At 64.8% G+C, this 15135-nt stretch carries 9 protein-coding genes; 6 read left to right on the top strand and 3 right to left on the bottom strand.

The genetic code is table 11. The annotated features are described in order from the left end of the window. Positions 1-98: 98 nt before the first annotated feature. Genes tdh through F455_RS0118490 form a run of 3 tightly spaced genes read left to right on the top strand, consistent with a single transcriptional unit; the run spans position 99 to position 3367 of the window. On the top strand, positions 99-1121 hold the full coding sequence (gene tdh / locus F455_RS0118500; protein ID WP_026293533.1) for an L-threonine 3-dehydrogenase: 1023 nt from the start codon (positions 99-101) through the stop codon (positions 1119-1121). A 22-nt stretch (positions 1122-1143) separates the two neighbouring features. Continuing rightward, positions 1144-1788, top strand: a complete 645-nt coding sequence (locus F455_RS0118495; protein ID WP_018974809.1) for a hypothetical protein — start codon at positions 1144-1146, stop codon at positions 1786-1788. A 43-nt stretch (positions 1789-1831) separates the two neighbouring features. Continuing rightward, positions 1832-3367 (top strand): hypothetical protein, encoded by a 1536-nt coding sequence (locus tag F455_RS0118490; protein ID WP_018974808.1) that lies wholly within the window; start codon positions 1832-1834, stop codon positions 3365-3367. Here the strand turns inward: F455_RS0118490 and F455_RS0118485 are convergent. Beyond that, positions 3345-4796, bottom strand: a complete 1452-nt coding sequence (locus F455_RS0118485) for a hypothetical protein (RefSeq protein WP_157579079.1) — start codon at positions 4794-4796, stop codon at positions 3345-3347. The genes F455_RS0118490 and F455_RS0118485 overlap by 23 nt on opposite strands. Before the next feature lie 121 nt (positions 4797-4917). Between F455_RS0118485 and kbl the strand changes: the two genes are divergently transcribed. Then, positions 4918-6108: a glycine C-acetyltransferase gene (gene kbl / locus F455_RS0118480; protein WP_018974806.1), complete on the top strand. Its 1191-nt coding sequence runs from the start codon at positions 4918-4920 to the stop codon at positions 6106-6108. Between the two features lie 30 nt (positions 6109-6138). Here the strand turns inward: kbl and F455_RS0118475 are convergent, their stop codons facing one another. Together F455_RS0118475 and F455_RS0118465 are read right to left on the bottom strand one after the other, a co-directional pair. Beyond that, a complete protein-coding gene (locus F455_RS0118475) occupies positions 6139-6885 on the bottom strand; it encodes a pseudouridine synthase (protein ID WP_033410599.1) in 747 nt (248 codons plus the stop codon). A 190-nt stretch (positions 6886-7075) separates the two neighbouring features. Further along, positions 7076-8146, bottom strand: a complete 1071-nt coding sequence (locus F455_RS0118465) for an OmpA family protein (RefSeq protein ID WP_018974804.1) — start codon at positions 8144-8146, stop codon at positions 7076-7078. Positions 8147-8586: 440 nt separating this feature from the next. Between F455_RS0118465 and F455_RS0118460 the strand changes: the two genes are divergently transcribed. Beyond that, entirely contained in the window at positions 8587-10578 is a 1992-nt protein-coding gene (locus tag F455_RS0118460; protein ID WP_018974803.1) for an OPT family oligopeptide transporter, read from the top strand. Positions 10579-10721: 143 nt separating this feature from the next. Then, entirely contained in the window at positions 10722-15122 is a 4401-nt protein-coding gene (locus F455_RS0118455) for a DEAD/DEAH box helicase (protein WP_425413753.1), read from the top strand. Positions 15123-15135 lie beyond the last annotated feature (13 nt).

Raw genomic sequence — 15135 nt, 5'->3', positions numbered from 1 at the left:
TGACTGTCGGATCGTGATGAGAGGCGCCCCGTCTCGGGGGGCCGCGCACAGCTATAATTGCGCATTCCCGTCAGGACACTCTCATGTCGCAAGCAATGATGAAGGCGCTGGTCAAGCGCGAAGCCGGCAAAGGCATCTGGATGGAGCAGGTGCCGCTGCCCGAGATCGGCCCGAACGAGGTGCTGATCAAGCTCGAGAAGACCGCGATCTGCGGCACCGACCTGCACATCTACAAATGGGACGAGTGGTCGCAGCGCACGATCAAGCCGGGCCTGGTGATCGGCCACGAATTCGTCGGCCGCATCGTCGACATGGGCCCGGGCGTGCGCGGCTACTCGATCGGCCAGCGCGTCTCCGCCGAAGGCCACATCGTCTGTGGCGTCTGCCGCAACTGCCGCGCCGGCAAGCAGCATCTGTGTCCGCATACGATCGGTATCGGCGTGAACCGCAACGGCGCGTTCGCCGAATACATCGCCATGCCCTCTTCCAATCTGTGGCCGGTACCGGACCAGATTCCCTCCGAGCTCGCCGCGTTCTTCGACCCCTACGGCAACGCCGCCCACTGCGCGCTCGAGTTCGATCTGATCGGCGAGGACGTGCTGATCACCGGCGCCGGCCCGATCGGCATCATCGCCGCCGGTATCGCCAAGCACGTCGGTGCGCGCAACGTCGTCGTCACCGACGTCAACGACTATCGCTTGAAGCTCGCCGCCGACATGGGCGCGACCCGCGTGGTCAACGTGTCCAAGCAATCGCTCAAGGACGTGATGGCCGATCTGCACATGGAAGGCTTCGACGTGGGCATGGAAATGTCGGGCAACCCGCGTGCGTTCGGCGACATGCTCGACTGCATGTACCACGGCGGCAAGATCGCCATGCTCGGCATCATGCCGAACGGCGCCGGCATCAACTGGGACAAGGTCATCTTCAAGGGCCTCGTGCTGCACGGCATCTATGGCCGGCGCATGTACGAGACTTGGTACAAGATGACGCAGATGCTGCTGACCGGCTTCCCGCTGCAGAAGGTGCTGACCCACCAGATCCACATCGACGACTTCCAGCGCGGTTTCGATCTGATGGACGCCGGGCAATGCGGTAAGGTCGTCTGTTCGTGGAATTGACGATGGGCCGCCGGAGCACGCGGTGAGCCACGATCCAACGCCTGCATTCGAACGCCGCGGCGAACACGACTCGCGGTCTGCCGCTCGCCGCTGGTTCCATCGCGAGTCGATCAGTCTCGCCGAAATCGCAGTACAGACATTCTCGGTCGTGCTCGGCGTGTTGCTCGCGCTCGCGATCGGCGAATGGAGCCGCGACCGTGAAGAGCACAAGCAGGTCGAAGCCGCATTGCACGCGCTGCGTGCGGAGATGGAAGCGAGCCGCGCGGAAATCGCACACGGCCTGAAGCAGATCGCCGAGGCCGACGCGGAAATGGCAGAGAAGGCGAAAACAGATGCCACGCACACGCCGCGGCTCTGCAGCGAGACTCCCGGCTGGCACGGCATCGCTTATCCGCTGCTGCTCGATTCGGCTTACCAGACTGCAATCGCGACGCAGACCCTGGCGCACATGGACTTCGGCCAAGCCCAGCACGTGGCCCGCGTCTACGCCAAACAACGCGATTTCCAGAAGTACGTCGATCATCTGATCGAATTCCTGCTCCAGCCCAGCCGGCTGATGCCGGTCGACTCCTGCCGCTACGTCCTTTCCGGTGAGGAGAAAAACAATCTCGAGCGTCTCGACGCGGCATATGCCGAGTTCCTCGAGCAGAACAAGACCGTTCGCTGATCCGTTCAGCGCAATTCCGAGGCCCCTGGCAAACCCCGCATCGATGTGGCGCAAACTTTCCTTGGCGCTGGTCGCACTGATCTTGTCCGCGCATCGAGCGGAGTCCTTCGCGCGTGACGCGCCCGCGTGCGTGCGCGAATGCGGTTACGAATCGGAACCGGTGCTCGATGCGGCAGCGATCGCCGAACCGGCGCTGCTCAGCGGGCCGAATTTCACGGTTGACCCGAAAGCGCAGGTCGGCGGCTACATGGCGCGCTTCTCGATCACGACGCCATACGGCCCGCTCACGGCCGACAGCGCACAAATGCTCGCGATTCGCGTCAGCGAGATTCCCGCGATCGAGGCACTCGACCAGGCCACGCGCAGCGGCGCCTTCGGCAGTGCGCTTGCCGAGCGCGGCAAGAAAACCGGCAGCACCATCGTCAAGGTCATCAGCCACCCGGTCGACTCGATCGTCGGCCTGCCGATGGGCGTGGTGCGCTACTTCAAGAAGCAGATCGGCATCTGGGCAAACCGCGCGCAGAGTGTCAGCGACCGCTCCGCGCGCATCATGGAAAACAAGGGCGATCCGTTCCGCGCACCGGACGGGCCGATGACCGCAGGGCGAGACGTGCCGCTGGATGCGGCCGCGCGCGCCAACGCCGATGCGAAACAGCCGAGTCCCGCCGATCCCGCCGGCTATGTCGATGTCGACGCGCCTGCGATTGCCGCAGACGACGCACAAGGCGTCCCCGCTCCGCCCGCGGAACCGGAGAGGCCGAGCAAAGCCTGGTACGCCCGCGCCGGCCGCGATGCCGGACGTGAGGTCAAGCGCTATCTCAAGTACAACTCTTCGCGCAATGAGATCGCCAAGCGTCTCGGCTTCGATCCGAACACGTCGAACCCGTACATCGCCGAGCGTCTGAATTCGCTCGCCTGGGCCGCGGTCTGGGGCAATTTCTCCGCCGGCCAGGCGCTGGGCGCAATCGGCGGCACGGCCGCGGACGTGATTACCGACTCGGGCCTGATCAACGAGTACGTCCTCAGCCACACGCCCGAACAGATTCGCGAGCGCAACGAGAAACAGCTCGCATCGATCTGCAGCGACGAGTTCGGCATCCGCCAGTTCCTCAAGCGCGGCGGCTTCAGCGACACGATGCGCACGCGGCTCGCCGACTCGATCGTCGCGCTCGCGCCGAGCGCGGGCTGCAACGAACTGCTCGAACTCGGCACGGTGACGCACGGCGAGGTCGAAGGGCGTTATCTCGTCGATGCGCTGTCGCAGATCCGCAAGCAGTGGCCGAAAGAGCGCGACGGCAAGTTCGTGATCGCCGGCGCAGCGCTGGTCTACATCGCACGCGACGGCAGGCTGCTGTTGCCGATGCCCGTGGACTACCTAAGCTGGACCGCCGATATCGACGAGTTCTTCACCCGTACCGAGTTCGGCACTGCCGGCAAGACGGCGCTGATCGGCGGCGAAGCCTCGGCGCTGGCGAAACGCAAACTGCGCGAGCGCGGCTGGCATGTGGTCTTGCGCGCGCCCTACGACGGCGCACCGAAATATCCGGCCGGCGAGTTCACTGGGATGGCGCGGCGCTAGCCGAACTCGGCGCCACTTCTATCTTGTCGAGCTGGTCCTCGTAGTAGCTGCCGCCCGAGGCGAAGATCAGGAACTTTCTCGCCGCCTTATGCGCGGCCGCATCGGCGCCCGCATCGCGCAAGGTGTCCTCCGCGGCCGTCGTGAACAGCCGCTGCACGTTCTGCAAGTTGGCGTCGTACTGCTCACGCAGGCGTCGGAACAGCGTCGCGCGCTGCGTCGAATCGAAGCTGCGCACCTGCGCCGCGGTCTGCGTACGCAGCGCGGCGAGCGCCTCGTCCGCGGACTTCGGCACCGGTTCCGGCTTGGCGTAGCGGATGCGGCCGAAGGTATCCGCGTATGCGCCCTGATCGAGCCGCCAGACGAGGCGCTCGCCACGCGCGAACTCGGCCTCGCCTGGCGTACTTGCGATGAGACGCGTGCCGCGAGTGACGTCGTCGAGCATGTCGCTCGCGATCGTCGCCCAGTCGCGGTTCGCCCGAGCGATGAGCTTGGGCAGCATCTCGCCCCACCACGGCAGCGCGAGCAGCGGTAACAGCGTGAGCACCCACAACACGGGTGCCGACGGCTCGCCGGGGAAGAAAAAGCGCACGCCCATTCGCCAGACCCAGAACCCCGGCACGGCGAGCAGCAGCGCGAGGATCGCAGGCGCCGGGTACCAATCATGGCTGTCCTCGACGACGCGCGCCGGCATCGCCTCCTGCGGGCGTTTTGGATCGAAGCGCAGCGGAAAGTCCGGAACGGAATGGGTCCAGCTCAACACCGCCACGTCGACCGGCAGGTCGAACTGTTCGCGCAGCGCGGCGAGCGCAGTGGTCGGCGGCGGCTTGCTCATGCCGAACGTATCGCGTGGCGAGTGATGCGAAATCCAGTCGAGCGTCGCGCGGCTCATGCGTACCTCCTGCAATTCGAAGCCGCTCGTATCGCGCAGGAAGGTGAAAGGAATGCCTTCTTGTACCGCCTCGGCCCAGTCGCTCAGGCGGAAGTTGTCGCTGAACTGCAGGCGCATGCCGCAGAAGGCGCGGCGCAGCGGCGAGCCCCATTCGCCGGCCGTGTATTCGACGACCGCGCAGCGCGAAATCTTGCTGGCGCGATCCCAGTACAACTTACCTGCGGGAAGATTGGCTGGATCGAAGTCGATCGCCGCCCAACTTTCGACGATGCGCCCCGAGGTGGACGCGGTGAACGGGGCGTACTGGCGCATGTCGACCAACGGCTTCATCGCGGCCTGCCAGGCAACGCCGAGGAAGATGCCGCCGAACAGCAGAAAGAAACCGGCGAGCAGCCCGATCACCGGCGCCGCGGCCATCATGCCGAGCGTACCGATCAGCCAGTCGCGCAAGCGATGACCGCCGCTGGACGGCGGTGGCGAAGCAGGGGCCGCGGGCTTCGCCGCGCCACGCCTGTCGTGTTCCGGAGACCGACCCTTCATCGCATTCCCCATGCCGCGCCGATGCATTGCCGCACCGATATCTTACTCCGGACGAATTTCCTTGCGCACGCGAATCGCGGACAATGGCAGATACTCCCGATATTGTCCGCCGGATTCCGCCATGACCTACGCTGCCCAGAACCGTCTTCAGTCCGAACTCGAGTCGATCCGCGAAGCGGGGTTGTACAAGACCGAGCGCGTGATCGCGACGCCGCAGTCGTCTTCGATCCGCACCGTCGACGGGCGCGAGGTGCTCAACTTCTGCGCGAATAATTATCTCGGCCTCGCCGACAACGCCGAGATCATCCAGGCAGCGAAGGATGCGCTGGACACGCACGGCTTTGGCCTCGCCAGCGTGCGCTTCATCTGCGGCACGCAGGACCTGCACAAGCAACTCGAAGCGACGATCGCGAAATTCTTCGGTACGGAAGACACAATTTTGTATACCTCATGCTTCGACGCGAACGGCGGTCTGTTCGAAACCATCCTCGGCGAAGAAGATGCCGTGATTTCGGATGCGTTGAATCATGCCTCGATCATCGACGGCATCCGCCTGTGCAAGGCCGAGCGCCGCCGCTATGCAAACAGCGACATGGTCGAGCTCGAAAAGCATTTGGCCGAGACGCAAGGCAAGCGCACGCGTCTGATCGCGACTGACGGCGTGTTTTCGATGGACGGCTACATTGCCAAGCTCGACGAAATCGTGCGCCTCAAGGAAAAGTACAACGCACTGCTCATGGTCGACGATTCGCACGCGACCGGTTTCGTCGGCCCGACTGGACGCGGTTCGGCCGAGCTGCACGGCGTTCTCGACAAAGTGGATATTTTCACTTCTACACTCGGTAAGGCGCTCGGCGGCGGCTCCGGCGGCTTCACCACCGGGCGCCGCGAGATCATCGACTTGCTGCGCCAGCGCTCGCGCCCGTACCTGTTCTCGAACACGTTGCCGCCGCCGCTCGTCGCCGCGTCGATCAAGGTGTTCGAGATGCTGTCGTCGAGCACGTCGCTGCGCGACAAGGTCAACGACAACGCGCTGTATTTCCGCAAGCGCATGACTGATGCCGGCTTCGACATTCGTCCCGGCACGCATCCGATCGCGCCGGTCATGCTTGGCGATGCCAAACTCGCGCAAGAATTCGCCAGTCAGTTGCTCGATGAAGGCATCTACGTAATCGGCTTCTTCTACCCGGTCGTGCCGCAAGGCCAGGCGCGTATCCGCACGCAGATGAGCGCGGCGCACACGCGCGAGCAGATCGATCGCGCGGTCGCCGCGTTCGTGAAAGTCGGAGTAAAGCTCAGCGTAGTCAAGTAACTAACCGATAACCGATTTGGCGAAAAACTGCTAGGGAAGCATCCCGCCGAGGTCTTCTAACTCGGACGCGGTCAATGGACGTACCTGCCCCTTGCCGAGTTCGCCGAGGACAAGCGGACCGATCGCAATCCGCACGAGGCGCAACACGCCGACGTCGCACGCCGCGAGGACGCGACGGATCTGCCTGTTTTTGCCTTCGTCGAGGACGATTTCGAGCCAGGAGTGCTTTTCGCCCCTGCGCAACTCACGCACCGATTTCAACGCGAGCCTCTCGCCAGCGTCGACGACGCCTTCGCGTAGGCGCGCAAGCAGGTCCGCATCCGCAAGCGCATCGATCTGCACGTGGTAGGTCTTGTCGAGATGTGAAGCGGGATCGGTCAAACGTGCTGCCCAGACGCTGTCGTTGGTGAACAGCAACAAGCCCTCGCTAGCCTTGTCGAGCCGTCCGACCGGAGCGAGCCAAGTCATGTCGGCAGCTGTCTTCGCGGTGCTCAACAGGTCGTAAACCGTCTCGCGCGCGCGCTCGTCGCTTGCCGTGGTGACGTAGCCGCGCGGCTTGTTGAGTGCCAGATAGATTTTTTCCCGCGCCGAGACCTCTTCGTCGTCGACGGCGATGCGATCATGCACGCCATCGGTCGAAGCTTCCGGATCGCGCACGATGCGCCCGTTCACGCGCACACGTCCCGCGCGCACGAGCACCTGTGCCTGAGTGCGCGAACAGATGCCGAGCTTGCTCAGCACGCGCGCCAAACCGTGTCGAGGTTGAAGACTTTTCATTGAGAATTGCGGCCATGGATGGCCGCTTTTGATCTTCGCGTTCAAGGACGAGCGCAAAAATATACCGAAGTGCGGCCATCAATGGCCGCTTCTTGATTTTCGCGATCACGCATGATCGCAACGATACGCCAACGAAAAAGCCCGGCTTGCGCCGGGCTTTTTCTTGTTGCTTGCACCAACTCGAGCGATCTTACTGCTTGAGTTCGACGCGACGGTTGCGCTGACGGCCTTCCGCGGTGTCGTTGGTGTCGATCGGCTGCGACTCGCCGAAGCCCTTCTCGCCGGTGATCTGGCTTTCCGGCACACCATGGGCGATCAGGTAGTCGTACACGCCCTTGGCGCGACGCTCCGACAACTTCTGGTTGTAAGCGTCGGTACCCTTCGAGTCGGTGTGACCGTCGACTTCGACGCGGACGTCCGGATTGCGCTTCAGCGTATCCACGGCCTCATCCAGGATCTGGACCGAAGCGGCGGTCGGCGCCTTCAGCGACGGCACCAGCTTCTCGCCCGGACGCGGATGGTCGAACTTGAACTCGACACCCTTGAGGTCGATAACTGCCGGCGGCGGCGGCGGCGGAGCAGCCGGCGGCGGCGGCGGCGGCGGGGCCGGCGGCGGCGGCGGCGGAGCAGCCGGGGCGCCACCGAAGCTGTAGGTCAGGCCAACCGTGACGAGAGCGTCGGTGAAGCCGCTCTCACGCTTGAAGCCGTAGGACTGAGCCAGCGGCGAGTTCAGCGAGTTGTTGTCGTGGTCATAACGCGCCGCGACTTCGCCACGGAACGCCAGACGGTCAGACAGGTTGTACTGGAGGCCGACGCCGAGCAGCGCCATCGGATCCCAACCGCCCGAATCGGAGAAGCCCTGGGCCGACAGCAGCGAGCCCGAGTAGGCCTTGTGACGAAGCGCACCGAGCGCGCCGACCACATACGGACGCCAGCCGGCGCCGATGTCACCGAAGAAGTAACGCGCGGCGACGTCGAGCTGCACGCTCTCCCACTGGTGGGTATTGCGCGGCGAGCTGTTCTTGAAGTCTGCGTTGTTGATGCCGTATTCGAAATCGACGGCGAAGTTCGGGTTCACCCAAACGCCGACGCCAATGCCGCCGAAGCCCGACACCTTCGTGGTGCGGTTGCTATCCGGAACGACAGCGCCGAGGCGCGGGGCGACGTACCAGGAGCCGAAGTCCTGGGCTTGCGCCGTGCCAATTGCGCCGACACCACCCAGGGCGAGGGCGAGGGCGGCAAACAAGGTATTACGTTTCATTCGGAGTCTCCTTTGCATGGTTTTTCTTCGGGCGTCCGCCAAACCCCGTGTGCGGCACGCATATGTAACATCACTCCACACCAACATCTGATGCGTGCGTCGCGTTAATAAAACGTTAGTCAGCGGCAACGCGAGCGACCGCATAGTAACAAATCCGGGCGTTTGACTCCACTCCTAACCTTAACCATTCAGAATCGAGTCAGTCTATTCCCGATTCGGCGCGCCAATCAAGAATTGAACCTCTTGTTCGGATTGAATATTTTCTTAACTTTTCGGCGCGAGGCAGGCCTGAACCAGGTGATGAATTTTACCTGTGCCGCGCACGAGAACCGTCATATCGAAAAATGGATTGCCGCTTTGCAGCAAGGCACCCAATCCTCGCCTGCGGTTCCGGGCGGAAAATGTTTGCCATACTTGCGGTTTTCGACTTGGGGAGTTTCATGGCGAACCAACATGCCGCGGCCGCCGAGCCGCGCAGCGAATTGACTTGGCGCGGCATCGTGCTCGGCGTAGTCATCACCGTGCTGTTCACTGCCGCAAACGTGTTCTTCGGTCTCAAAGCCGGCCTCACCTTCGCCACCTCGATTCCGGCCGCAGTGATTTCGATGGCGCTGCTGCGCGGCTTCAAGGATTCGACAATCCAGGAAAACAATATCGTGCAAACGGTCGCTTCGGCCGCGGGCACCCTGTCGTCGATCATCTTCGTGCTGCCCGGCCTGGTCATGATCGGCTGGTGGAGCGGCTTTCCGTTCTGGGAGACGTTCCTGATCTGCGCGGTCGGCGGCGTGCTCGGCGTGGCCTATTCGATTCCGCTGCGCCGCGCGCTCGTCACCGGTTCGGACCTGCCTTATCCCGAAGGCGTGGCCTGTGCCGAAGTGCTCAAGGTAGGCAGTCCGGGCGAAAACGCGACCGCGCAAGGGCTCGAGGAAAGCCGCGTGGGACTGCTCGCGGTAATCTGGGGCGCAGTCAGTGCCGCGACGTTCGCGCTGATCGTGGCGACGCGCGTGTTCGCGAGCGATGTCGCCCAGTACTTCCGCTTCGGTGGCGACAAGGGACCGGTCTCGGGCTTCGATTTCAACTTGTCCATGGCGTTGTTCGGCGTCGGCCACCTGGTCGGACTCTGGGTCGGCATTGCCATGGGCCTCGGCGCGCTGATCGGCTGGATCTGGGGCGTGCCGCACTACTCGGCGCTGGCCGCCGTCGCCGGCGATGCGGCGCAAGTGGCCGCAGCGACCTGGAGCAAGCAGGTGCGCTTCGTCGGCGCCGGCACGATTGCGGTCGCGGCGATCTGGACGCTGCTGAAGCTCGTCACGCCTGTGGTCAGCGGTTTGCGTTCGGCGATGGCTGCCTCGCGCCTGCGCAAGGCGGGCCAAGGCGCGACTCTACCGCGCACCGAACAAGACATCCCGATCGGTACGGTCGGCCTGATCATGCTCGCCTGCTTCGTGCCGATGGCTTTGCTGCTCGGCTACTTCAGCCACGAGAGCGGCCTCGGCCAGTTCACCGCCTCGCTCGTGATCGGCGGCCTGATCTACAGCGTGGTCATGGGCTTCATCATTTCCGCCGTGTGCGGCTACATGGCCGGCCTGATCGGTTCGTCGAACAGCCCGGTGTCGGGCATCGGCATTCTCGTCGTCATCGGCGCCTCGGTGCTGCTCGTGTTCGGCATCAAGCCGTTCCTCGAACCAGGCGCGGAGAAGGGCCTCGTCGCGTTCGCCCTGCTTGTCACCGCGATGGTGTTTTCGATCGCGACGATCGCCAACAACAACCTGCAGGATCTGAAAACCGGCCAGCTCGTCGATGCGACGCCGTCGAAGCAGCAGTGGGCACTGGTCATCGGCGTGATCGCCGGTGCAGCGATCATTCCGCCCGTGCTCGACCTGCTCAACCAGGCTTACGGTTTCGCCGGCACACCGGGCTCGACGCGCGAGCATCCGCTACCCGCACCGCAAGCCGGCCTCATCTCCGCGCTCGCCCAGGGCGTGATCCAGAACAATATTGACTGGAGCCTCATCACCATTGGTGCCGCGATCGGCGCCGTGCTGATCGTGCTCGATATGGCGTTGCGCCGCTCGAGCAGTGACGCGCACTGTTCGCCGCTCGCGGTCGGCCTCGGCATCTATCTGCCGACCTCGGCGACGCTCATGGTCGTCGTCGGCGCGATTGCTGGCGCCTACTTCGACAAGCGCGCCGAGCGCTCGGCCAAGCCCGAGTCGCGCAAGCAGCTCGGCGTGCTGCTCGCCTCTGGCATGATCGTTGGCGAAGGCCTGATCGGCGTCGCGATCGCAGCGATCGTCGCGTTCTCGGGCAAGGATTTTCCGCTCGCGATCGTCGGCGACGAGTTCGCTACCGCATCGGTATGGATCGGCGGCATCGTTTTCGTCGCCGCGATGTTCTCGTTGTATTACTGGGCCGAGCGCAGAAGCCGCTAGTCAGCGTGACACGAGGATGAGGGCGCGTCTCACAACCTGAGACGCGCCCGTCCCAGCATCGCGCGATGCGCCAACTCGCCCTGCTCTACTCGCGCAATCCGTCGTCTTGCGTTCATCCTGATGCGCCAGCACGGGCGCATAATCTGCCCATGGCGCTGCACGATTTCCATCCCGCCGTCGCCGCGTGGTTCGCGCAGGCGTTTCCCGCGCCGACGCCCGCGCAGATGCGCGCATGGCCGGCGATCCGCTCGGGCCGGCACACGCTGATCGCCGCTCCGACCGGATCGGGCAAGACGCTCGCCGCGTTCCTCGCCGCGATCGACGATCTCGTGCGTCAAGGTTGCGAAAATACGCTTGCCGACGAAACGCAGATCGTCTACGTCTCGCCGCTCAAGGCGCTGTCGAACGACGTGCAGATCAATTTGCAGGCGCCGCTCGAAGGCATCCGCGCGCGACTCGCCGAGCTCGGTCATCCCGACGTGGAAATCCGCGCCAGCGTGCGCACCGGCGACACGCCGCAGAGCGAACGCGAGGCGATGAAGCGGCGCGCACCGCACATCGTCGTGACCACGCCGGAATCGCTTTACATCCTGCTCGGCTCCGACTCGGGCCGGGCGATGCTGGCGACGACGCGCAGCGTGATCGTCGATGAAATCCACGCGCTCGCACCGTCGAAGCGCGGCGCACATCTGGCGCTGTCGCTCGAACGCCTCGACGCGCTGTGCGGTCACAGGCTCACACGCATCGGCTTGTCGGCGACGCAGAAGCCAATCTCCGAAGTCGCGAAATTCCTCAAAGGCGCGAACGACGATGCCTGCGAAATAATCGACGTCGGCTACACGCGCGAGCGCGATCTCGCACTCGAGCTGCCGCCGGCGCCGTTGAGCGCGGTCATGTCGGGCGATGTCTGGCTCACGGTCTACCAGCGCCTTGCCGAGTTGATCGAAGCGCACAAGACCACGCTGATCTTCGTCAACACGCGGCGCATGGCCGAGCGCCTCGCCAAGCATCTGTCCGACCTGCTCGGCAAGGAGGCGGTGACCTCGCACCACGGCAGCCTCGCGCGCGAACAGCGCCTGGCCGCCGAGCAGCGGCTCAAGCGCGGCGAACTGCGCGCGCTCGTCGCGACCGCGTCGCTCGAACTCGGCATCGACATCGGCGACGTCGACCTCGTCTGCCAGATCGCCTCGCCGCGTTCGATCTCGACCTTCCTGCAGCGCGTCGGCCGTGCCAACCACTCCGTCGACGGCACACCGAAGGCGCGCCTGTTCCCGTTGTCGCGCGACGATCTCGTCGAATGCACAGCTCTGCTCGATGCGGTGCGCCGCGGCGAACTCGACACGCTGCAGGTCGAACGTGACGCGCGCGACGTGCTCGCACAACAGATCGTTGCCGAAGTCGCCTGCCGCGAATGGAGCGAGCAGGAATTGTTCGACACGATCCGTCGCGCATATCCATTTGCCGACCTCAGCCTGGATGCGTATCGCGACATCTTGCGCATGCTCGCCGAAGGCTACACGACGCGGCGCGGGCCGCGCTCGGCCTACCTTCATCGCGACGCGGTCAACGGCGTACTGCGCGCACGCCGCGGCGCACGCCTGACTGCGATCACCTCGGGCGGCGCGATTCCCGACACCGCCGACTACGAAGTCGTGCTCGAACCGCAAGGCTCGCGCATCGGCACCGTGCACGAGGATTTCGCCGTCGAAAGCATGGCCGGCGATATCTTCCAGCTCGGCAACACCTCGTATCGCGTGCTGCGCGTCGAGCGCGGGCGATTGCGCGTCGAGGACGCTAAAGGCGCGCCGCCGACGTTGCCGTTCTGGCTCGGCGAGGCGCCAGGGCGCAGCGACGAACTCTCGCAAGCCGTGTCGCGGTTGCGCGAGGATGTCTCCGCGCAACTCGAATTCGGCTCCGATACCGCCGAGCGCTGGCTGCGCGAGCAGGTCGGCTTGAACGAATCCGCCGCGCGCCAGATCGTCGACTATCTCGGAGCGACTCAGGCCGCGCTCGGCCTGCTGCCGACACAGACGCAGCTCGCGATGGAACGCTTCTTCGACGAATCCGGCGGCACCCAGCTCGTCATCCACTCACCGTTCGGCAGCCGCATGAACCGCGCCTGGGGCCTCGCCCTGCGCAAGCGTTTCTGCCGCACGTTCAACTTCGAATTGCAGGCCGCGGCGACCGAGGACGCGATCGTGCTGTCGCTGTCGACGAGCCACAGCTTCCCGCTCGACGAAGTCTCGCGTTACCTGCATTCGAACACAGCCGAGCATGTGCTGATCCAGGCCTTGCTCGACGCGCCGATGTTCGGCCTGCGCTGGCGCTGGAACGCGGTGACCGCGCTCGCGCTGCCGCGCTTCCAGGGCGGCAGCAAGGTACCGCCGCAATTGCAACGCATGAAGAGCGAGGACCTGCTTGCGACCGTGTTTCCCGACCAGGTCGCGTGCCTCGAAAACATCGTCGGCGAACGCCAGATTCCCGACCATCCGCTCGTCGCGCAGACACTGCACGACTGCCTGCACGAAGCGATGGACGTCGATGCACTGCTGCGCCTGCTAAAAATGCTCGAAAGTGGAGAAATCCACATTGTTGCAAAAGACCTCACCGCGCCGTCGCCGCTCGCCACGGAGATTCTGACCGCACGGCCGTACGCCTTCCTCGACGATGCACCGTTGGAGGAGCGTCGCACCCAGGCCGTGCAGAGCCGTCGCTGGGGCGATATCGAGACGACCGACGACTTCGGCCGGCTCGATGCCGAAGCGATCGCCTCGGTGCGCGAGGAGGCATGGCCCGAGGCCCGCGATGCGGACGAGTTGCACGAGGCATTGATGGGACTGGGTTTCGTCACCGATGTGGAGATGCGCGACAAATCATCGTGGCGTGAACTGTTCGAACAGCTGGTTGCGCAACGCCGCGCAACGCGGCTTTCAGCTCCCCTGCTCTCACCTGGCGAAGGGAAGCAAATCTGCATTCCCGCCGAGCGCCTGCCGCAATTCGTCGCGATCTTCCCCGACTTGCGCTGCGAACCTGCAGTCGACGCGCCCGAGGAATACGCCGCGATCGAATGGACGCGCGAGGATGCGCTGGTTGAAATCGTGCGTGCGCGCCTGACTGGGCTCGGACCCGTACTTGCAGCCGATGTCGCAACCTCGCTCGGCGTGGCGCAAAACGACATCGACCTCGCCTTGCTCGCGCTCGAACGCCATGGCTTCGTCATGCAGGGTCGCTTCACCGACGACGCGAGCACCGTCGAATGGTGCGAGCGCCATCTACTCGCGCGCATCCACCGCTACACGGTCAACCGCCTGCGCCGCGAGATCGAGCCGGTCGAGCCGCGCGACTACCTGCGCTTCCTGTTCGAGTGGCAACGCGTCGCGCCGGGCACGCAGGTGAGCGGGCCTGATGCGCTCGCCGGCGTGCTCGCCCAGCTTGAAGGTTTCGAGGCGCCGGCCGCGGCCTGGGAGAACGAAATTCTCCCCGCACGCGTGACCGGCTACGAAATTTCCTGGCTCGACGACCTGTGTCTCTCAGGACGCGTCGTATGGACGCGCTTGCGTGCGCCCGCGTCACGTGCAGACGACGAGCAAAACCCGCGCCCACGCACCACCTCCGGCCCCGTGCGTGCGACGCCGATCGTGCTCGTGCAGCGGCGCAATCTCGCGCTGTGGAATACGCTCGGCGCGACTGCGCAGAACAACCAGGCCGCATTGTCCTCGCGTGCGCAGGCGGTGGCTGACACGTTGCGCGAGCATGGCGCCTCGTTCTTCGACGAACTGGCGGACGCCACGCATTTGCTGCACACCGAGCTCGAAGATGCGCTCGCCGAACTCGTCGCCGCGGGTCGGATCAATTCCGACAGTTTCGCCGGCCTGCGCGCACTGCTCGTGCCAGCCTCGCGGCGACCCTCGCCGCATCGGCGCCGCGGGCGCCGCACCGCGCTGCTCGGCATCGCCGACGCGGGACGCTGGTCGCTGTTGCGCCGACTAAGTATAGGAGTGGATAATTCCACAAAGCCGCGATCTACGAGAGACGGGCGCGCCGATTCCGAACAAGCGGAGCACGTCGTGCGCACGTTGCTCAAGCGCTATGGCCTGATCTGCTGGCGCCTTGTTGCGCGCGAAGCCGCTTGGCTGCCGCCATGGCGCGAGTTGCTTCGCGTCTGCCATCGACTCGAAGCGCGCGGCGAGATTCGCGGCGGCCGCTTCATCGCCGGTTTGAGCGGTGAACAGTTCGCGCTGCCCGAGGCGATTGCGCCATTGCGCGCGATCCGCAATCGGCCGCGCGACGGCAGCCTGGTCGGCGTCTGCGGCGCCGATCCGCTCAATCTCGTCGGCCACGTGCTCGCCGGCGAACGCGTGCCGAATATCGCCAATGCGCGCGTGCTCTACCGCGACGGTGCGCCGATCGCGACGCTGGTCGCCGGCGAATTCGTCGCGCTGGAGGCGATGGACGAGGCCGCGCAATGGGCGGCGAAGAAGCGCTTGCTGCAGGGCGCACCAGAGACGGAGATAGTTGGCCTCGCGGCCGTCGAGGCGCAATAAGCCGTGTCGAGCA

This window comes from Rudaea cellulosilytica DSM 22992 (genome assembly GCF_000378125.1).
GTDB lineage: Bacteria > Pseudomonadota > Gammaproteobacteria > Xanthomonadales > Rhodanobacteraceae > Rudaea > Rudaea cellulosilytica.
Note: the sequence above shows the minus strand (reverse complement) of the source record. Positions and strands in the feature narration are given on the sequence as shown.